This is a genomic window from Lacibacter sp. MH-610, assembly GCF_045780045.1.
In the GTDB taxonomy this organism is placed as follows: domain Bacteria; phylum Bacteroidota; class Bacteroidia; order Chitinophagales; family Chitinophagaceae; genus Lacibacter.
In genome coordinates, this window is sequence record NZ_CP116002.1 from 1,167,507 (window position 1) to 1,187,225 (window position 19,719).

Sequence of the window (19,719 nt, forward strand, 5' to 3'; positions counted from 1 at the left end):
AAACCCTGAACGATTACATTTGCAGTATGCAGTTAATCGAAGTAACCACAGCTCAGCACGAAAAAGAATTTCTGAAAGTAAATGTGTTAATGAACCAGGGCGATCCCAATTACATTCAGCCCCTGGATAAAGATGTGCTGCAGGTGTTTGATAAAGAAAAAAATAAAGCCTATCGTTTTGGCGAAACCATCCGCTGGATTTTAAAAGATGACCAGGGAAAACTGATTGGCCGTATTGCAGCATTTGTCAACAAAAAATACAAGACCAAGGGTGATGAAGGTCCTGTAGGTGGCTTTGGTTTTTTTGAATGTATTGATGACCAGCCTACAGCCAACTTCCTGTTTGATACGGCCCGTAAATGGCTGGAGGCAAAAGGCATGTATGCCATGGATGGCCCTATCAATTTTGGCGAACGGGATCGTTGGTGGGGTGTACAGGTAGGCGGCTTCCAGGAGCCGTTGTATTGTATGAACTATAACCCGAAGTATTATCAGAAACTGTTTGAGGGTTATGGGTTCAAAGTATTCTTTAACCAGTATTGTTATGCCTTAAAAGTGAAAGATAAACTGCAAACAAAATTTTATACAAGACATGATGAGGTAGCAAAGAATCCGGATATCAAAGCAGTTCATATCCGCAAAGATCAACTGGAAAAATTTGCACACGATTTTGTTGCGGTGTATAATAAAGCATGGGCAGGTCATGGCGGTTTAAAAACTATGGACTTCCGTTTGGTGATAGGGATGTTTAATGCTATGAAACCGGTAATGGATGAACGTATCAGTTGGTTCACCTATTATAAAGATGAACCCATTGCTGTATGGCTCAATATTGTGGATCTGAATCAATGGTTTAAACATCTGCATGGAAGATTTGACTGGTGGGGTAAATTAAAATTTGCATGGATAAAGAAAACAATGAAGAACAAAAAGTTTAATGGAATCATTTTTGGGGTAGTGCCTGAGTGGCAGGGAAAGGGAATTGACAGTTATATGATTATGGAAGCTGCTAAAATCATCCAGGATCAGCATTTGTATGAAGATTATGAACTGCAATGGATTGGTGATTTTAATCCTAAAATGATGAATGTGGCCAGCAGCCTTGGTACAGATATAACCAGGCACCTGATTACTTACCGTATGATCTTTGATCCCGCTAAAGAATTTAAAAGACATCCTTTAGTGTAATAAAAAAAAGCCCCGCAATGCGGGGCTTTTTTTTATTCTTTCACATTTAATAAATTTTTTATCTGCTGTTTGTTTTTCTTCCAATCATCTTCCCATATCCACAGACGGTCACCCGGCGGTACTTTGTAAAAATCAAATTTCCCAACCATTTTCATAGTTCTCAGATCCACACATAGCCGTTGAAAAGCAGTACTGATGATTTGCTTAGCTGTTTTGTTTTCTGACATTTTCAGCAGCATCCTGTATTCATAAGGCAAGAGTAAATTACTTCCAAACTGTTTCCACATTCCTTTTTTAGAAGTCCATGCTTTTCTTGCTGCCTTGTGTATTACATCAAAATCTGCCGGGTCTTTTGGCAGTGAAGGCCAAACCGGGAAAAAAGCTGCCCATCCTTCTGCCACCATTACCAGGTTGTAGGTGTCACGCTGCGGATCACCCTTGGGTGGTAAATCTTTTTTCTCAAAATAAGTAGTGATGTAAGCCAGCATTCTTCCCCTGCTGTCAATCACTTCACCGCTGGGTAATACGCCCACCTTTCTTCTTTTGCCATTGGGTAAATTGAGGCGCTGGTTTTTTATTTTTTCAAATTGATCACTTGCTTTTTTGCCGGCTTCAATATGTTTCTTTGCTGCACCTGTAACGATTTTCTTTTTCAGGTAATTCCTCAGACCGGCAGGTAATTCAGCAAAGAATCCATCATCCAGTCTTTTTTTTACTTTTTCCAGTTTGGGTTGGGTGATAGCAGCACCGCCAAAAGGCTTTTCTTTTTCCGGTGTATCGCAGGAAACCATGCGGATGGGTTGCTCAATTTTAATGGTATCACCATCCGGAGCACCAATATCTTTTTTCGGACTTACTGCAAAAGAAGGAGGGGGGAGTTTGTAAATGATGGCCATGATTTTTTCTGTTAAGGTGGTCATTATTTGATGAAAATGCAATACCACGAAACGGTGCCCCTTCTTCCTGCGTTTTTTTGATAGTAATCATTGCTTCTTTTGATTCTACTCATTGCCGGAGACGTTGTTTTGTACTTGCTTTGAAGAAGGTATGAAACTTGCTTTATTGATATTGCTTGCGTTTACAGGTGTTACCTCCGTTTCCTGTGGTGCTATGATGGCACTGGAACCAACGGGGAGTTTGTTATTGCTGGATTTGCACTGGCTGCAGCATACATCTTTTGAAAACTTCTCCCTGCCGGGTTTGATTTTAATAGCTGTTGGAGCTGTTCATCTGTTTGCCTGGTATGGAGTAAGAACCAATCGTAAAAACGGGTTGTGGTGGGCGGTAGCGGCCGGTATGCTGATCATCGGTTACGAAGCTGTACAGATGTTATTGTTACAAATGACTTACTGGTTGCAGTACAGTTATATGGCCGTTGGATTATTTATCATTCTCATGGCGTTGCAGTTGAAACATAAAGAATTGATCTGATTAAAACCATTGTATGAAGCTTTCTAAAAAAAGTGCTGTACAAACAGAAGTAGATGCTGCTTATCTATACGAGCAACTGGCCTTATCAGAAACTGAAAATTCGATTGCCGAAATTTACCGGCAAATGGCTGCTATTGAAAACACTCATGCAAAAGGTATGCTGGGCAGTAATGTTCTGCCGGCTCCTTCATGGCGTGCTAAACTGCTCAATAAAATCGGGAAGATTTGGGGCTATGAATATGTGCTGGATTCACTCATGCAAACAGAAAAAGCATTGGCTTACCGGGATCGTAAGCAGAAAGAACAGCAATCTGTTCCGCTTTCCGGTGCTGAAAATAATCACATCCGCATTTTGCAAAACCTCATTCAATCAAAAACAAAAATCGACAGTGAAAAATTAACCAGCCTTGAAGGAAGACGACATAAATCAGTTGGCGGCAATGCATTAAGGGCTGCTGTACTGGGTGCTAATGACGGGCTTGTTTCCAATGTTAGTCTGGTCATGGGAGTAGCCGGTGCTACCAATGGCGAAACCGGTGTGCTGCTGGCGGGTTTAGCCGGTTTGCTGGCGGGTGCTTTGTCAATGGCGTTGGGGGAATGGATTTCTGTAAAAAGTTCGCAGGAGCTGTATGAGCGACAGATGGCATTGGAAATGGAAGAAATCAAACATGATCCCGAAACCGAAGCCCGTGAACTGCAACTGATATACATGGCCAAGGGTATTGAACAGAAGCAGGCGGGGGAAATGGCTCATGCCATTTTGAAAAATCCCGAACATGCGCATGAAGTATTGGTAAAAGAAGAACTGGGCATCAATGCTGAAGAATTGAAAGGTTCTGCATGGACGGCAGCTATTACCTCCTTTGTGCTGTTTGCAATCGGAGCCATTATTCCTGTTGCACCCTTTATGATTACTTCAGGTATGCCGGCGATTATCTGGAGCATTTCTTTAAGCGCTCTTGGGTTGTTTGTAATCGGTTCTGCTATCACTTTATTTACAGGTCGGAGTATATGGTTTTCAGGGTTCAGACAGGTGTTGTTTGGATTAGCTGCTGCAACTGTAACCTTTGGCATTGGTAAGCTGGTAGGCGTATCAATTGGAGGCTAAACGCACCCTCGCTTAACAATTTTTCCTCATTTCTAAATTATCCCATTTTCCATTTTTCAGTTTACCCCTGCCCCCTTACCTTTGCGGCCTGAATAATAACCCCTCTTTTTAAATACATTAAATATGGCCAATACTGGTAAGGTTAAACAGGTTATCGGCGCCGTGGTAGACGTTCAGTTCGACGGCAAACTCCCCGAAATTTACAGTGCTCTTGAGTTGAAACGTCCCAATGGTGATGTACTCGTAATGGAAGTACAGCAACACCTGGGTGAAGACAGCGTACGTACCATTGCGATGGACGGTACGGAAGGTCTGGTGCGTGGTATGGAAGTGGTAGATACGGGTAAAAACATTGTAATGCCTACCGGTGAGTTGATCAACGGCCGCTTATTTAATGTAACAGGTGATGCTATTGACGGTTTGCCACAGGTAAGCAAGGAAAACGGTCGTGCTATCCACGCACAACCACCTGCATTTGAAAACCTTTCAACTGCCAGTGAAGTATTATTCACCGGTATAAAGGTAATTGACCTGATTGAGCCTTATGCAAAAGGTGGTAAAATCGGATTATTTGGTGGTGCGGGTGTAGGTAAAACCGTATTGATCCAGGAGTTGATCAACAACATCGCCAAAGGTTATGGTGGTTTGTCAGTATTTGCCGGTGTAGGTGAGCGTACACGTGAAGGAAATGACCTGTTGCGTGAAATGATTGAAGCCGGCATTATGAAATATGGCGACAACTTCAAACACAGCATGGAAGAAGGTGGCTGGGATCTGAGCAAAGTGGATATGGAAGGCTTGAAGGAGTCAAAAGCAACTTTCGTATTCGGTCAGATGAACGAGCCTCCGGGAGCACGTGCACGTGTGGCACTTTCCGGTCTTACCATCGCTGAATACTTCCGTGATGGTGATGGTACAGGTAAAGGAAAAGACATTCTGTTCTTCGTAGATAATATCTTCCGTTTCACACAGGCAGGTTCTGAGGTATCAGCATTGTTAGGCCGTATGCCTTCAGCAGTAGGTTACCAGCCAACATTGGCTACTGAAATGGGATTGATGCAGGAGCGAATCACTTCTACCCGTAACGGTTCTATTACCTCTGTACAGGCGGTATATGTACCTGCGGATGACTTGACCGATCCGGCACCTGCTACAACATTTGCCCACCTGGATGCTACCACGGTATTGGATCGTAAGATTGCTGACTTGGGTATCTATCCTGCGGTAAACCCATTGGAATCTACTTCACGCATCCTCACTCCTGCTATTGTGGGTGATGCACATTACAACTGTGCCAACAGGGTGAAAGGTATCTTACAACGCTATAAAGAATTACAGGATATCATCGCCATCCTTGGTATGGATGAATTGAGTGAAGAAGATAAGCAAACGGTATTCCGTGCACGTAAAGTACAACGTTTCTTATCTCAACCATTCCACGTGGCTGAAGCCTTTACCGGTCTGAAAGGTGTGTTTGTAAGCATTGAAGATACCATCCGTGGTTTCAATATGATCATGGACGGCGAAGTGGATGAGTATCCTGAAGCAGCCTTCAACCTGGTAGGTACCATTGAAGATGCGATTGAAAAAGGTAAGAAGCTGATGGCAGCTGCGAAAGGATAATTAGCTGATTAGCTAATATGCTGATTTGCTGACGTATTCAATTAGCACATCAGCACATTATCAAGTTATCACATTGTTTTTATGAATTTAGAAATATTAACTCCATCAGGTAAAACATACAGCGGCGAAGTAATGGGCGTACAACTGCCCGGCATTACCGGTAGTTTTGAAGTGCTGGATAACCATGCACCTTTGGTGAGTGGTTTGAAAGCCGGCCAATTGAAAATATTTGTGGAAAAAAACCGCAATGAACTCTACCAGATCCAGGGTGGTTTTGTTGAAGTGCTCAATAACAAAGTAACTGTTCTCGTAGAAGGCAGTAAGCCCGTTGAATAAGATACAAACTACTTGCTTAAGTAATCCCGTTCTGTAAAGAGCGGGATTCTTTTATTTAATTCAATTGCGGGTCAATGGGATAATTGACTAACTGTTCATACTGTCCACCCATTTGCTGTAATGATTTTTTCCAGATGCTTTGTTCATCTTTTTCAAACACAAGATGTTTGTTGGCCTGCACAGTGAGCCAGCTTTTTTCTTTCAGCTCATCATCCAATTGTCCGCTGCCCCAGCCACTGTAGCCGAGATAAAAACGGATTTTAGCAGTATCCAGTTCGCCTTTGAGCAAAAGGGCAATCACCGTTTCAAAATCACCACCCCAGTACACGCCCCGGGTAATCAGCTGACTATTGGGAATAAGATCAGGCACCTGGTGCAGAAAATGAAGGGTGTCCTGCTGTACCGGTCCGCCATAATAAACGTTCAGATCAATACCGGTTAAAGCATCAATCAATTCACCCAGCTTGGGTTGCACTTTACGGTTGAGCACCAGGCCAAAACTTCCTTCTTCTGCATGCTCACACAAAAGCACTACTGTACGCATAAAGTTGGGATCTTTTAAAAACGGATCTGAAATCAGTAATATGCCGCTGCCGGGTTCAATCATAGCCTTAAATTACGGTTCCTTTTTGAAACAGAAATGATTTGTTCAAACGTAAAGCAACGTTAAAAAACCGGGTATTGATTCCATTTCGGCCGATTTTGATGGCAGAAAGGTATTTTTGCCGGAACCAAACCGCTGCTTTGCATCCATCAAACGCATGAAGAATAAGAAAATTTTTCCGGCCATTATTGCCCTCATTTCATTGTCCTTACTGGGGATCATTTTTGTACAGGTGAACTGGATTAAAACCCAGGCAGAGCTGAAAGAAGATCAACTGGTGATGAAACTTTTTGACGTAACGCAGGAAGTGGGTGAAGAACTGGTGATGCAGACCGGCAGCAAGTTCAACAGTGTGGTTCCTTTGCCGGGCATGAAATTTCCGGGTGATGCGTATGATATTTACCGGCAATATTCTGTAGCCAACCGGTTTACCTTGTTTGAAGTAAGAGAAAAAATTAATAAATCCCTGCTGCGTCATGGATTAAAAGACACGAAGTTTGAGTTTGCAATCGCAAGTGATAATATTTACGGTCATTATCCCATGAAGACCACCCGTTTCATGGAAATGGCGCTGGACTCTGTGCATAATAAAAAAAGTTTTTATCCGCTTACACCGGTTGGTGGCAGTTTGCTTGAAAGCCTGGCACCGGAAGAAATTCTCATCATAGTTGTACCGGAGTTCAAGTCCTATATCTTTCAATCACTGGGTTGGTTGATTGCCGGTTCCATTCTTTTCACCATCATTATTGTTACAGCTTTCTTTTTAACTTTTGGCACTTTGATCAGGCAAAAGAAGTTGAGTGAAATGAAAAGTGATTTCATCAATAACATGACGCATGAACTCAAGACGCCTTTAGCTACTATTTCATTAGCCGTAGATGCATTGAAGAATGAAAAGGTGTTGAGTAACGATGAGAAACGCTTATACTTCACACAAATGATCCGTGATGAAAACAAACGGATGAACAAACATGTGGAAACTATTTTACAGGCGGCTCAAATGGATCGCAATGAAATACAGCTCAACAAAAAAGATATTCATGTACATGAAGTAATTCAAAAAGTATTGGAGAATCTTCAATTGCAGATTCAGGATAAAAACGGTAAAGTGGAGTTACAGTTAAATGCTTCGAATGATTTGATGGAAGCAGACGAAGTGCATTTTACCAATCTCATCAATAACCTCATGGATAATGCGGTGAAGTATTCCAAAGAAGATGAGCCGCTGCTATTAAAAGTCTCCACCAAAAATACAGGAAAGTTTATCAGGGTTATAGTAGAGGATAATGGCATTGGTATGAGTAAAGAAACCGTTAACCGTGTGTTTGAAAAATTCTACCGGGCTCATACAGGAAATGTGCACAATGTAAAAGGTTTTGGTTTAGGCCTGAGCTATGTAAAAACGATGACGGAAGCACATGATGGAAAAATAAAAGTAGAAAGTGTGCTGGGGAAGGGCAGTGTGTTTATTGCTGAGTTTCCGTTGAAGAAATAATTATCTTTTTGCAACAGGGATTACTAATTTCAATCCGCTCCATTTATCTGTAACAGCACAAACTTTTACATCCACCAAATTATTTTGCAACGCAAAGTTGCGGATGAAATCTTCATTCATATCAGTAGCTATACCGCTTGATTTTTTATACCAGCTCACCCAAATAATCACATCCTCTTTCAATCGCTTTTCAATTTTGGAAAAGAGTTGATAAAATTCTTTTTGTGATGCGGCAAATAGGTGAATGAAGCTGGGTGTTTCTTTTGTTGAGCAAATTTGGGCGGAACAATCTTTTTCAATAAGCTTCCAATAAGCATCAATGCCATTGGGAGAATTCAAAATGAGAAGCTTTGCATTTTCTTTAATGCCGAGTTTTTTTATGAGTGGTGTGCCTGAGTAGCCAACGTTCATATCATTTTTTTTAACCACGAAGACTCAAAGTGGCGAAGGTATCTTTTTCGTGTCTTTGCGTCTTTGTAGTTTTTTCATTGCCGCCATGAAAAAAACGAACGTATAAGAGTCCCGCTAACGACGGGATTTGCAATGCGACGCAAAACCGCTGCCATGAAATACCCCAGCCTATCCAAACAGACTCCAAATTCACATCGTTTTCGCACTTATCCACAGTTAAATCACAGCTATCCACAGGTGGTTCCTCAAAAACAGTCGTTATTTCTTTTCAAACGCAATACGGTTAAGGGTTTCCGCTTTGTGGAAAAAAGAAAACATGCCCAATTTGTTTGAAAAGTGGGAAAATATGTTATTTTGTGTGAAATAATGGGAAGTTTATCCCGTTTCAATACAAATGATTGGTTTTCTTGGAGAATATGAGGTTACACTGGACGCTAAGGGTCGCTTTCTGCTCCCGGCCGCTTTTAAAAAGCAGGTGCCGGAAGAGTGGGGCAACCAGTACGTCATCAGTCGGGGCATTGAACAATGCCTCACCTTATATCCTATGAAAAATTGGGAACCCATCATGGCTGAGATTGCTCAGTTAAACGATTTCGACCCTAAAGTAAGACAATTTCAACGCTATTTTTTAAACGGGGCAACCAATGTGGAGCCGGACAGTGCAGGCCGATTGCTCATTCCGCAAACATTAAAAACGTATGCAGGATTAGAAAAAGATGCAGTGATGGTGGCCCGTGTGAACAAAATAGAAATATGGGATAAGGTTAAGTACCAGCAGTTCTTTGAAAACTTTTCACCCGACACTTTCAGCAGCCTTGCCGGTGAAGTGATGGTTAAAAAGGAGCAGTAAGGATGGAGCCGAAAAAGCAAATATCCAAAGCCGCATCAACTAACGATGAAGGGCAGGCGCAGCAATATGACTACCATATTCCTGTAATGCTCCTGGAAACAGTAGATGGTTTGAATGTGCAGCCTAACGGAGTTTATGTTGATTGCACATTTGGCGGTGGTGGCCACAGCCGGGAAATTTTAAAACGTCTTGGCCCCAATGGAAAATTATTTGCTTTTGACCAGGACCCCGATGCCAAACGAAACTTGCCAAATGATGAACGCATTGTTTTTGTGCCGCACAACTTCCGTTACATCAGCCGCTTTTTGAAATTGCATAAAGTGGATACTGTAGATGGAGTAATGGCAGACCTGGGCGTAAGCAGTCACCAGTTTGATGAACCTGAGCGTGGTTTTTCAACAAGGTTTGATGGTCCGCTGGATATGCGGATGGATCCTTCCTCCGCAAAAACAGCAGCATCGGTGCTTCAAACATTCAGTGAGCAGCAGCTGCACAAATTGTTTGAGCAGTATGGCGAAGTAACCAACTCCAGAACATTGGCTGCTACCATTGCAGCACAACGCAAAACCAATCCGCTGCAAACCATTGCTCAACTCAAGCAGGCGATACAGGCTGTAGTGAAGGGAAATCCCAATAAATACTTTGCCCAGGTATTCCAGGCGCTTCGCATAGAAGTAAATGACGAATTGCTGGTATTAAAAGAACTGCTGGAACAATTACCTGAAGTACTCAAGCCGGGCGGCAGGGCAAGTATCATTTCGTTTCATTCGCTGGAAGACCGTTTGGTTAAAAATTTTTTCAAACAGGGAAGTTTGGAAGAGGAAGCGTACAACCCTTTTTCAACAGGCGAACGGACGAAAGTTTTTAAACTGATTACTAAGAAACCAATAGAGCCAAGTCCTGAAGAACAAAAACAAAATCCGAGAAGCAGAAGTGCAAGATTAAGAGTGGCTGAAAAACTGTAGATGAAATCCAATATGTGTTGTTGGTGATGTGTTTTTGACGAATAGCAGCACACTAACAACGGCAAACCAAAATCATACCCACTGAATTCCATCTCTGAAACCACAATTTTTAAAATCCAATCCATTTGAAGCCGTAAACAAACTAAAACAAACCCAGAACAAGAACCCAACCGATGGCAGCTAAAGAACCGAAGTTTGAATTGAAGAAATGGTTCAACTATCAATGGATCGTACGCAACGTTCCTTTCTTTCTTTTTCTCTCCCTGCTGGCCATCCTCTACATCGCCAACGGCCACTATGCCGATAATACCATCCGTGACATTAATAAAACCACCCGGCTTTTAAAAGAGCAGGAGTATGAGTATAAATCACTCAACGGTAAACTCATGTTTCAAAACCGGTTGAGTGAAGTAGCTAAAGTGGTGGACACCATCGGCTTAAAAGAAAACATACAACAACCCATCAAATTAACTGACAGTACTGAACAGGCGAAGCAATAATGGAAGTAAAAAAAGACATATTGTGGCGTGTGTATCTCGGATTTCTGGGATTGACTTTGTTTGGCATACTCATTTTGGGTAAAGCTTTTTATACGCAAAGTTTTGAAGGAAGTTATTGGAGAAGCATGGGCGATAGTATGCACACAAAAATCATTGACCTGGCTGCGGAGCGGGGAACTATCTACAGTGAAGATGGCAGCATGCTCAGCACCTCTTTACCGCAGTTTGATATGTATGTTGATTTTGGTGCTGATGGTTTACGGGCCAAGGATGGTAAAAACTTTTTCAGCAATGTTGACTCACTCAGTATTTGTTTGTCAAGATTATTCAAAGACAAATCGGCTGATACCTATAAAAAGGAGTTGAAACTGGCGTATAAAAACAAAGAGCGTTATTATCCGCTGCGTAAAAAAGTTTCGTTTGAAGAATACAAAGAGTTGCGTGAGTTTCCACTGGTGCGTTTGGGTAAAAACAAAAGTGGTTTTATTGCTGAAGTAAAAACAAAACGTTTGAATCCTTTTGGTGAGTTGGGTTTCCGTACGATTGGTTTATACAGGGAGAATGCAAAGCTGGTGGGTCTTGAACGTTCCTTTGATACAGTGTTAAGAGGCACCAGCGGTAAACGCCTGGTACGTTTTGTAGCAGGTGGCGTGATGATGCCGGTGGAAGGTTATGAAGTAGAACCTGAAAATGGAAACGATGTTTATACCACGCTGGATGTAAACATTCAGGATATTACTGAGCGTGCTTTAATGCGTACCATGACGACTAATGAAGCACTGGAAGGCACTTGTATTGTAATGGAAGTAGCAACAGGAAAAATCAAAGCCATTGCCAACCTCAGCAGAACAGAAGAAGGAACTTATTTTGAAAAAGACAATTTTGCACTCCGCACATCAGAGCCCGGTTCTACCATTAAGCTTGTTACATTATTTGCAGCGTTGGAAGATAAACATGTAACCATCAATGATAATATCACCATTCATGGGGGCAGATGGAATTTGAACGGAAGAACGATTGTGGATGATCATCACGGTCCTGAAGTAATCAGCATTAAAAACTCTTTTGCACAAAGCTCCAATGTGGCCATGAGTAAATTGGCTTATCAGTTTTACACCAATGACCCCAAAAAATATTATAAGCATTTAAAGAACCTGCATCTCACTTCCAAAACAGGAATTGAGCTAAATGAAGAATTTAAACCATTGGTAAAAAATCCCAATACAGCTAAGTACTGGCATCCGCAAACACTGGCATCATGGGGCTTTGGTTATGAAATCATGTTATCACCTCTGCAATTGCTGATGGTGTATAACGCTGTGGCAAATAATGGTAAGATGATGAAACCTTACCTTCTCAATGAAGTACGCAGCTATGGAACAGTGATTCAAAAGGTGGAACCTGAAGTATTGAATGAACAAATCGGCCGTCCTGAAACCATTCAGCAACTGCAGGAATGTTTGAAGGAAGTATGCATCACAGGTACCGGTAAAAATGTATTTGCGAATTCTCCTTATAAAGTAGCAGGTAAAACAGGAACCGCTAAAGTCAATGATGGAAAGTTCAAGTATAGTGATGGCGTGTATCAAAGTGCATTTGCCGGCTATTTTCCAGTTGATGCACCTAAGTACTCCATCATTGTGGTGGTAAAAAATAAACCGCATGCTGCTAATTATTATGGAGGAACCGTAGCTGCTCCTGTGTTTCGTGAAATAGCCGACCATCTGTACAAGTACACCATGAATCAACCACAGCCTTTACAATTACCGGCAGTTGATTCTATGCTCTACACTTTCGGTGGTATGAAAAAAGAAATTCAATCGATTGGCAACACCTTTCAGTTTGGATACAATGATGCAATGAGTGGCAACTGGCGCACAGTAGCTGTAAAAAATAAAATCCTGCAGCCGCAGGTACTTAACCTAGCTGCATCAACCATTCCTGATGTACGTGGGTTGGGTTTGAAAGATGCATTGTACGTTTTGGAAAATAACGGATTAACTGTTCAGGTAAACGGAAAAGGAAAAGTAGTTGGTCAATCCATCAACGCAGGTACGCCTGTGAGTAAAGGACAATCAATCGTTTTGTATTTGAATTAATGGCATTGTTAAAAGACATATTATACAAAGTGCATATCCGCAGCGTTCACGGTACAACGAATGTTGAAGTGAATGATGTGCAGATTGATTCACGTCTTGTAACCAAAGGCTGTTGCTTTATTGCCATCAAAGGAACAGCAACTGACGGGCATGCATTCGTTGATAAAGCCATTGAGCTGGGAGCAACAGTAATTGTATGTGAGCATTTACCAACTACCATCAGCGATGCAGCTACTTATGTAGAAGTGAGTAACAGTGCCGAGGCAGCAGGTTATATCGCCAATCAATTCTTTGGTAATGTAACAGACAAAATGAAAGTAGTAGGTGTAACAGGAACGAATGGTAAAACAACCATTGCCACATTGTTATACAAACTCTTCAGCGGATTGGGATATAAGTGCGGTTTGATTTCAACAGTAGAATATTATGTAGGCGCTGAAGTATTTCCATCAACACATACAACACCTGATGTGATTTCATTGAATCGTCTGTTGAAAAAAATGTATGATGCTCAGTGTACTCATGTGTTTATGGAAAGCAGCAGTCATGCCATTCATCAGCACCGCATTACAGGAATTCATTTTGCAGGGGCTTTGTTCAGTAATATCACACATGACCACCTGGATTATCATAAAACATTTGATGAATATATCCGTGTAAAGAAAGCATTCTTTGACGGGCTTACCTCTGAAGCTTTCGCCATCAGTAATCATGATGATAAGCGTGGCGAAGTGATGCTGCAGAATACAAAAGCTAAAAAGCATTACTACAGCTTAAAAAATGTTTCTGATTTCAAAGGAAAGATTTTAGAAAACGGTCTCACAGGTTTGCACATGCTGGTGAATAATGAAGAAGTGCATTTCCGTTTGATTGGCGAATTCAATGCATACAATTTGTTAGCTGTGTATGGCGCTGCTGTTTGCTTGGGCGAAGACAAAACAAAAGTGTTGCAGATATTAAGCAGTGTTACAGGCGCAGAAGGAAGGTTTGATTATATCATTTCTGCCAAAGATTTAATTCTCGGTATTGTAGATTATGCACATACGCCGGATGCTCTGCAAAATGTGTTGAGCACAATTAAGAAATTAAGAAGAGGTCACGAGCAAATCATAACCGTAGTGGGTTGTGGGGGCGACAGAGATAAAACCAAGCGACCTGTGATGGGAGCTGTGGCTTGCGAGTTGAGTGATAAAGTGATTTTCACCAGTGATAATCCACGTACAGAAGACCCGTTGGAAATATTGGCTGATATGGAAGAAGGATTGAACAGTGCTGCACGCAGAAAATATATTTCAATAGCTGACAGAAAAGAAGCGATTAAAACCGCTGTGAGCCTGGCGCATCATGAAGATATCATTCTCATTGCGGGTAAAGGACATGAAAAGTACCAGGACATTAAAGGAGTGAAACATGATTTTGATGATAAAAAGGTATTGAAAGAAATGTTTGAATTGTTGGAGAGGTGAAAGTTGCAAGTTGGAAACTACAGGCTTCAAGTGTATACAATTAACCAAAACAAAAAACAAGAAACAATAAACCAGGAACCATGTTAAAGAACTTATTCGATTGGCTCAATAGTATCGGGATAGATTTTCCGGGCGACAATCTGTTTCAGTTCATCACCAGCCGTGTGATGCTGGCGTTAGTTCTTTCATTGGTGATTTCAACAGTTTTTGGCAAGCGTCTTATTAATTATCTCCGTAAGAAGCAGGTAGGTGAAACAGTTCGTGATTTAGGGTTGGCAGGAGAACAACAGAAAAAAGGAACACCTACCATGGGTGGCATCATCATCATAGTAAGCATCATCGTTCCTACGTTGCTGCTGGCTGATGTGAGCAAAGTATACATACTGCTCATGTTGTTTGCTACTGTATGGATGGGTTTGATTGGTTTTATTGATGATTATTTAAAAATAAGAGCCAAACGTATTGCACAGGAAAAGGGTATTGCTTATAAAAAAGGAGATAGTGATGGACTCGCAGGTTGGTTTAAAATTTTAGGACAGGTAGTGTTAGGCGTAGCAGTAGCAACAACGCTTATGTTCAATGGTTCTGTGAAAGCTTTCAGAGAATTTACAGGTACACAAATACCTGCAGGTGCTAATACAAAAATTGTAAAGATTGATGGTAAAGAAAAAATCATGATTGAAGCAGATGGTCCGATTACAACTATTCCGTTTGTAAAAAGTCACGAGTTTAATTATTCAAAACTCTTGCCTGCTGCTATACGTGGTATTACCTGGTTACTTTATGTGTTGATTGTGATTTTCATTGTTACAGCAGTGAGCAATGCATCCAACTTAACAGATGGTATTGATGGATTGGCAACAGGTGTATCGGCCATCATCGGTATTGGTTTGGCTGTGTTTGCCTATGCAAGCGGTAATATTCGATTGGCAGATTATCTGAATGTTCTCTACATACCGGGCATTGGTGAGTTGTCCATTTTCATTGCAGCGATGATTGGTGCCTGTATCGGTTTTCTTTGGTACAACTCATATCCTGCACAGGTATTTATGGGTGATACAGGAAGTTTGATGCTAGGTGGTGTGATTGCTTCATTAGCATTTTTGGTAAGAAAGGAATTGTTGATTCCTATTTTATGTGCGGTGTTTTTTGTAGAAGCATTGAGTGTAACCATGCAGGTGGCTTATTTCAAATACACCAAGCGGAAGTATGGTGAAGGACGACGGATTTTTTTGATGAGCCCTTTGCATCATCATTATCAAAAACAGGGATTTCATGAGAGTAAGATCGTAACACGTTTCTGGATTGTAACCATCCTATGCGTGGCATTTGCGATTGTAACACTCAAGATCCGTTAAGATACGATTGAAAAACCATCCGGTTTGGAGATGTGAATCCATCCTGTGAAAGCCATGACAAAACCAACTGTGAAACACACGTACTAACCCATACCAATGAAGAGCCTTTTTTATTCTGGTGAAGTGTAAAAGAGGTTAAAAAACCAAAACAACAAGAGATAAGAAAAAAAGAACAAAAGCGAATGAAACACAAGTGCATCATACTCGGCGGCGGCGAAAGCGGAACAGGCGCTGCAATTCTTGCTAAGAAGCAGGGGTATGAAGTATTTGTGAGCGATGGTGCGCCTATTAAAGAGGTGTACAAAGAAGAGCTCAAAGAACATGGAATTGAGTTTGAAGAGAGCGGTCACACCATGGAAACAATTCTTGCAGCGGATGAAATCATGAAGAGCCCCGGTATTCCTGAAAAAAGTGAAGTAATGAAAGCCATCCGCAAAAAAGGAATTCCTGTCATCAGTGAAATTGAACTGGCATGGCGCTACAAGGGCAACAGTAAGATTGTTGGTATCACCGGAAGTAATGGCAAAACAACGGTTACATCACTTACCTATCATATCTGCAAACATGCCGGTTTGGATTGTGCATTGGTAGGAAATATCGGCATTAGTATTGCCAAGCAGGTGGCACTTGACCCTAAGGAGGTATATGTAGCAGAGATCAGCAGTTTTCAATTGGATGATATCAAAAACTTTCGTGCAGAAGTTGCTGTGCTCACCAATATTACGGAAGACCATCTCGATCGCTATGAGTACAAGTTTGAAAATTATATCAAAGCAAAATTCAAGATTACAGCTAATCAGGCTGCAGACGATGTTTTCATCTATTGTGCTGATGACCCTATAACAATGAAATATCTGAAAAATCAAAACATTAAATCTAACCCACTCCCCTTTACCATGAACCACGAACAACAAAAAGGAGCCTTTATTAAGGACGGCACAATGACGATTGCAGTAAACGACGACAAGTTAACGATGAGCGTAGATGATTTTAAAATCAAAGGCAAACACAACCAGTACAACACTATGGCAGCAGGTATTGCAGCGGCTACACTCGGTATCCGCAAAGAAAAGATTCGTGAGGCTGTTACCACATTTGAAAGTCTTGAACACCGTATGGAGTATGTAGCTACTGTAAAAGGCGTGGAATACATCAATGACAGTAAAGCTACCAATATCAACTCTACATGGTTTGCATTGGAGAGTATGGAAAAACCAACCATTCTCATCCTGGGTGGTGTAGATAAAGGAAATGATTATGAAGTGTTGAAAGATTTGGTGAAGGAAAAAGTAAAAGCGATTGTGTGCCTGGGTCTGGACAACAGAAAAATTCATGAAGCATTTGGTGATACCGTAGCACTTATGGTAAATACTACCAATGCAGAGGATGCTGTAAAAGCTGCCTATCATTTTGCAGAGAAAGGTGATGTGGTTTTGTTGAGTCCTGCCTGCGCCAGTTTTGATTTGTTCAAAAACTATGAAGACAGAGGGGATCAGTTTAAGAAAGCAGTGAGAGAATTATAACTCCGTCTGCACGGCCCTTTGGCCGTCTGACGGGAGTAAGAAAGAAAAAAGAAAAGTTTAAGTATAAAACTACTGTTGAGCATAAATAAATAGCTGAAAAAATGCACAACAGCAGTTTCCCTCTCCTTGGGAGAGGGATAAAAGGGTGAGGTAATATGAATCAATTCGCATCCATAACATCTCAATTGTCTCCATCAGGGTTAAAAGATAAAACCCGTGGTGACAAAGTTATATGGGCATTGGTGATTGTATTGTCATTAATCAGCTTGTTGGTGGTGTATAGTGCTACTAATTCGCTGGCTTATAAAATGTACAAAGGCAACAATGCTGTGTATCTGTTTAAGCAGATTGTATTCATCACCATCGGAATTGCGGTGGTTTATTTTGCACACAGGGTGAATTATACCATTTACTCCAAAGTGGCCAAAGTACTATTCTTCATCTCCATTGCATTGTTGATTTATACGTTATTGTTTGGTGTACGCCTAAATGAAGGAAGCCGTTGGATTAAATTGCCCATCATCAATCTCACCATTCAAACATCAGATATTGCCAAGTTGGCTCTTTTCATGTATCTCTCACGGTTGCTGAGCAAGAAACAGGAAGTGATTAAAGATTTCAAAAAGGGATTTATTCCGCTCATGATTCCCATCGTTATCATTTGCGGACTCATTGCACCAGCGAATCTTTCAACGGCTTTACTCACAGGTGCAACCAGCATGTTGCTGTTATTCATTGGTCGTGTAAGTTTCAAGCACATAGCACTGGTGGCCGCAGCAGTGATTGTTCCTGTTATCATTTTAATCAGTATTGCATCTGCTTACTACGATAAGCAGGAAGGCAAAATGAAAGAGCTGCCTGCAATGCTCGCCGGCGGACGTGTACCTACATGGATAAAACGTGTTCAGGATTTTATGTATGCCAAAGCAGATGATGCGCCTTACCAGGTACAACAGGCAAAGATTGCTGTTGCAAAGGGAGGTTGGTTAGGTCTTGGTCCGGGTAACAGTGAACAACGGAATTTTTTACCACATCCTTATTCTGATTATATCTATTCCATCATCATTGAAGAGTATGGATTGTTAGGGGGTGCGTTCATCATCTTTATATACATGGTGTTTTTGTTTCGAAGCATTGTCATTTTCAGAAGATGTCCGTTTGCCTTCGGCGCCTTCCTGGCATTGGCGTTGAGCTTTACATTGGTAATACAGGCCATGACGAATATGGCAGTGAATGTGGGATTGTTTCCGGTTACGGGTGTAACACTTCCCCTCGTGAGTATGGGCGGCAGTAGTTTTCTGTTTACCTGTTTGGCAATCGGAATCATATTGAGTGTAGCAAGAAACGTAGAAGATGCAGAAGGGAATTCCAAACAAGTGAGTGAAGCTGCAGCTTGATGAAATGAAACATTTTGTTTTTGATAGTTCTTTTTAATAATGGTGTTACGAGCTGAAGTATTACTATGTTTCTTCTGTTGCGTCGCACTCTTGTACGTTCTTAACATTATTGAACATACAAGCAAGTAAAAAAAGTTGAGCATTAAAATAAATGAGCAATAGTGCATTTGAAAATAATGAAGCTGTTACAGAGCCCCCCTTTAGGGGATGGGGGCGTCAGCGTTTTCTTTTAGCAGGAGGCGGTACCGGCGGTCATATTTTTCCCGCCATCGCTATTGCCAATGCCATCAAAAACTTACAACCCGAAGCACAGATATTGTTTGTTGGTGCCAAGGGAAAAATGGAAATGGAAAAAGTGCCGCAGGCCGGTTATGAAATAAAAGGGTTAGATATCGCAGGTTTTAACAGAAGTTCTTTGATAAAAAATATCGGTTTGCCGTTAAAGCTGGTAAAGAGCTTTTTGCAGGTGAGAAGAATCATCAACGAATTCAAACCAGATGCAGTGATTGGGGTAGGTGGTTATTCCAGCTTTCCGGTGTTGCGGTTGGCGCAAAGCAAGGGCATTGCCACATTTATACATGAAAGCAATTCGTTTGCCGGTAAGTCAAACATTTTGCTGGGAAAGAAAGCAACAAAAATATTTGTAGCCAGTGACGGGATGGAAAAGTTTTTTCCTAAAGAGAAGTTGATGATTACCGGTAACCCGGTTCGTTCTGCAATTGCACAGTCAACAGTTACAAAAGAAGAAGCACTCAAGTTCTTTGGATTGCGTACAGATAAAAAAACGGTGCTGGTAGTTGGCGGAAGTCTGGGTGCAAAAAGCTTCAACGAAGCGATTGATGCGGGGATTGATGCCTTTGCACAAAATAATCTGCAACTCATCTGGCAAACAGGTAAACCTTATGCAGCGAAGGGCAAAGCAAGAAGTGAAGGCAGAAGCAACGTGTGGGTGAATGATTTCATTACGCAAATGGAAAATGCGTATGCAGCAGCAGATGTGGTGATTTCAAGAGCAGGTGCAATGGCTATTGCTGAAATCTGTCTGGTAGCAAAGCCTGCTGTATTTGTTCCTTATCCGCATGCAGCAGAAGACCATCAAACGGTGAATGCGATGCACCTGGTCAATAAGAAAGCAGCATTGATGGTAAAGGATAGTGAAGCAAAAGAAAAATTAGTAAGCACCATCATAGAATTGGCTAATGATGATGTAAGACAAAAAGAGTTGAAAGAAAATAGTTCAAAGTTGGGCGTTGCAGATGCTGACAGAATTATTGCAGAAGAAGTTTTGAAAATTATTGAATAACGTACAGCAGCAGTTTCCCTCTCCTTGGGAGAGGGACGGAAGGGTGAGGTAGAAAGAAGCACG

At 41.4% G+C, this 19,719-nt stretch carries 18 protein-coding genes; 15 read left to right on the forward strand and 3 right to left on the reverse strand.

Annotated features, from left to right (window positions below; genetic code table 11):
* Window positions 1-26 precede the first annotated feature (26 nt).
* Window positions 27-1,187, forward strand: a complete 1,161-nt coding sequence (locus tag PDL71_RS05320) for a hypothetical protein (RefSeq protein ID WP_407526370.1) — start codon at window positions 27-29, stop codon at window positions 1,185-1,187.
* A gap of 32 nt (window positions 1,188-1,219) precedes the next feature.
* Here the strand turns inward: PDL71_RS05320 and PDL71_RS05325 are convergent, their stop codons facing one another.
* A complete protein-coding gene (locus tag PDL71_RS05325) occupies window positions 1,220-2,107 on the reverse strand; it encodes a thermonuclease family protein (protein WP_407526372.1) in 888 nt (295 codons plus the stop codon).
* A gap of 127 nt (window positions 2,108-2,234) precedes the next feature.
* On the opposite strand from PDL71_RS05325, the gene PDL71_RS05330 reads away from it, so the two are divergent.
* From PDL71_RS05330 to atpC, 4 genes are all read left to right on the forward strand, one after another.
* Window positions 2,235-2,618, forward strand: coding sequence for a hypothetical protein (locus tag PDL71_RS05330; RefSeq protein WP_407526375.1), 384 nt, complete (start codon window positions 2,235-2,237; stop codon window positions 2,616-2,618).
* Window positions 2,619-2,631: 13 nt separating this feature from the next.
* Window positions 2,632-3,726, forward strand: a complete 1,095-nt coding sequence (locus PDL71_RS05335; RefSeq protein ID WP_407526378.1) for a VIT1/CCC1 transporter family protein — start codon at window positions 2,632-2,634, stop codon at window positions 3,724-3,726.
* 123 nt (window positions 3,727-3,849) lie between these two features.
* On the forward strand, window positions 3,850-5,349 hold the full coding sequence (gene atpD / locus PDL71_RS05340; RefSeq protein ID WP_407526380.1) for a F0F1 ATP synthase subunit beta: 1,500 nt from the start codon (window positions 3,850-3,852) through the stop codon (window positions 5,347-5,349).
* Window positions 5,350-5,430: 81 nt separating this feature from the next.
* Complete coding sequence (gene atpC, locus PDL71_RS05345) at window positions 5,431-5,685, forward strand: ATP synthase F1 subunit epsilon (RefSeq protein ID WP_407526383.1); 255 nt, start codon at window positions 5,431-5,433, stop codon at window positions 5,683-5,685.
* A gap of 55 nt (window positions 5,686-5,740) precedes the next feature.
* Here the strand turns inward: atpC and PDL71_RS05350 are convergent, their stop codons facing one another.
* Entirely contained in the window at window positions 5,741-6,292 is a 552-nt protein-coding gene (locus tag PDL71_RS05350; protein ID WP_407526386.1) for a YqgE/AlgH family protein, read from the reverse strand.
* A gap of 154 nt (window positions 6,293-6,446) precedes the next feature.
* Here PDL71_RS05350 and PDL71_RS05355 point away from each other — a divergent pair, with 154 nt between their 5' ends.
* Window positions 6,447-7,784, forward strand: coding sequence for a sensor histidine kinase (locus PDL71_RS05355; protein ID WP_407526388.1), 1,338 nt, complete (start codon window positions 6,447-6,449; stop codon window positions 7,782-7,784).
* On the opposite strand, the gene PDL71_RS05360 is transcribed toward PDL71_RS05355, so the two are convergent.
* Window positions 7,785-8,195 (reverse strand): hypothetical protein, encoded by a 411-nt coding sequence (locus PDL71_RS05360; protein WP_407526391.1) that lies wholly within the window; start codon window positions 8,193-8,195, stop codon window positions 7,785-7,787. It lies immediately after the preceding gene.
* 394 nt (window positions 8,196-8,589) lie between these two features.
* On the opposite strand from PDL71_RS05360, the gene mraZ reads away from it, so the two are divergent.
* From mraZ to murG, 9 genes are all read left to right on the forward strand, one after another.
* Window positions 8,590-9,045: a division/cell wall cluster transcriptional repressor MraZ gene (gene mraZ, locus PDL71_RS05365; protein ID WP_407526394.1), complete on the forward strand. Its 456-nt coding sequence runs from the start codon at window positions 8,590-8,592 to the stop codon at window positions 9,043-9,045.
* Window positions 9,046-9,047: 2 nt separating this feature from the next.
* Window positions 9,048-10,010 (forward strand): 16S rRNA (cytosine(1402)-N(4))-methyltransferase RsmH, encoded by a 963-nt coding sequence (rsmH, locus tag PDL71_RS05370; protein WP_407526397.1) that lies wholly within the window; start codon window positions 9,048-9,050, stop codon window positions 10,008-10,010.
* A 173-nt stretch (window positions 10,011-10,183) separates the two neighbouring features.
* Window positions 10,184-10,510 (forward strand): FtsL-like putative cell division protein, encoded by a 327-nt coding sequence (locus tag PDL71_RS05375; RefSeq protein WP_407526400.1) that lies wholly within the window; start codon window positions 10,184-10,186, stop codon window positions 10,508-10,510.
* Entirely contained in the window at window positions 10,510-12,609 is a 2,100-nt protein-coding gene (locus PDL71_RS05380) for a penicillin-binding protein (RefSeq protein ID WP_407526403.1), read from the forward strand. Before PDL71_RS05375 ends, PDL71_RS05380 begins: the two co-directional genes overlap by 1 nt.
* The gene (locus PDL71_RS05385) at window positions 12,609-14,075 is read left to right on the forward strand and encodes a UDP-N-acetylmuramoyl-L-alanyl-D-glutamate--2,6-diaminopimelate ligase (RefSeq protein ID WP_407526406.1); all 1,467 of its coding nucleotides are present in this window, start codon (window positions 12,609-12,611) and stop codon (window positions 14,073-14,075) included. The genes PDL71_RS05380 and PDL71_RS05385 overlap by 1 nt, the downstream gene beginning before the upstream one ends.
* 80 nt (window positions 14,076-14,155) lie before the next feature.
* On the forward strand, window positions 14,156-15,433 hold the full coding sequence (mraY, locus tag PDL71_RS05390) for a phospho-N-acetylmuramoyl-pentapeptide-transferase (protein WP_407526409.1): 1,278 nt from the start codon (window positions 14,156-14,158) through the stop codon (window positions 15,431-15,433).
* Window positions 15,434-15,615: 182 nt separating this feature from the next.
* On the forward strand, window positions 15,616-16,956 hold the full coding sequence (murD, locus tag PDL71_RS05395; RefSeq protein ID WP_407526411.1) for a UDP-N-acetylmuramoyl-L-alanine--D-glutamate ligase: 1,341 nt from the start codon (window positions 15,616-15,618) through the stop codon (window positions 16,954-16,956).
* A 155-nt stretch (window positions 16,957-17,111) separates the two neighbouring features.
* Complete coding sequence (locus PDL71_RS05400; protein WP_407526414.1) at window positions 17,112-18,353, forward strand: FtsW/RodA/SpoVE family cell cycle protein; 1,242 nt, start codon at window positions 17,112-17,114, stop codon at window positions 18,351-18,353.
* Between the two features lie 151 nt (window positions 18,354-18,504).
* Complete coding sequence (murG, locus tag PDL71_RS05405; RefSeq protein ID WP_407526416.1) at window positions 18,505-19,656, forward strand: undecaprenyldiphospho-muramoylpentapeptide beta-N-acetylglucosaminyltransferase; 1,152 nt, start codon at window positions 18,505-18,507, stop codon at window positions 19,654-19,656.
* The last annotated feature ends 63 nt before the right edge of the window (window positions 19,657-19,719 follow it).

Coding starts and splice junctions, on each gene's coding strand:
- atpC (WP_407526383.1), top strand. CDS start 5,431: ATGAATTTAGAAATATTAACTCCATCAGGTAAAACATACAGCGGCGAA.
- PDL71_RS05325 (WP_407526372.1), bottom strand. CDS start 2,107: ATGACCACCTTAACAGAAAAAATCATGGCCATCATTTACAAACTCCCC.
- PDL71_RS05385 (WP_407526406.1), top strand. CDS start 12,609: ATGGCATTGTTAAAAGACATATTATACAAAGTGCATATCCGCAGCGTT.
- PDL71_RS05335 (WP_407526378.1), top strand. CDS start 2,632: ATGAAGCTTTCTAAAAAAAGTGCTGTACAAACAGAAGTAGATGCTGCT.
- atpD (WP_407526380.1), top strand. CDS start 3,850: ATGGCCAATACTGGTAAGGTTAAACAGGTTATCGGCGCCGTGGTAGAC.
- PDL71_RS05380 (WP_407526403.1), top strand. CDS start 10,510: ATGGAAGTAAAAAAAGACATATTGTGGCGTGTGTATCTCGGATTTCTG.
- rsmH (WP_407526397.1), top strand. CDS start 9,048: ATGGAGCCGAAAAAGCAAATATCCAAAGCCGCATCAACTAACGATGAA.
- PDL71_RS05360 (WP_407526391.1), bottom strand. CDS start 8,195: ATGAACGTTGGCTACTCAGGCACACCACTCATAAAAAAACTCGGCATT.
- murG (WP_407526416.1), top strand. CDS start 18,505: ATGAGCAATAGTGCATTTGAAAATAATGAAGCTGTTACAGAGCCCCCC.
- murD (WP_407526411.1), top strand. CDS start 15,616: ATGAAACACAAGTGCATCATACTCGGCGGCGGCGAAAGCGGAACAGGC.
- mraY (WP_407526409.1), top strand. CDS start 14,156: ATGTTAAAGAACTTATTCGATTGGCTCAATAGTATCGGGATAGATTTT.
- PDL71_RS05375 (WP_407526400.1), top strand. CDS start 10,184: ATGGCAGCTAAAGAACCGAAGTTTGAATTGAAGAAATGGTTCAACTAT.
- mraZ (WP_407526394.1), top strand. CDS start 8,590: ATGATTGGTTTTCTTGGAGAATATGAGGTTACACTGGACGCTAAGGGT.
- PDL71_RS05320 (WP_407526370.1), top strand. CDS start 27: ATGCAGTTAATCGAAGTAACCACAGCTCAGCACGAAAAAGAATTTCTG.
- PDL71_RS05355 (WP_407526388.1), top strand. CDS start 6,447: ATGAAGAATAAGAAAATTTTTCCGGCCATTATTGCCCTCATTTCATTG.
- PDL71_RS05350 (WP_407526386.1), bottom strand. CDS start 6,292: ATGATTGAACCCGGCAGCGGCATATTACTGATTTCAGATCCGTTTTTA.
- PDL71_RS05330 (WP_407526375.1), top strand. CDS start 2,235: ATGAAACTTGCTTTATTGATATTGCTTGCGTTTACAGGTGTTACCTCC.
- PDL71_RS05400 (WP_407526414.1), top strand. CDS start 17,112: ATGAATCAATTCGCATCCATAACATCTCAATTGTCTCCATCAGGGTTA.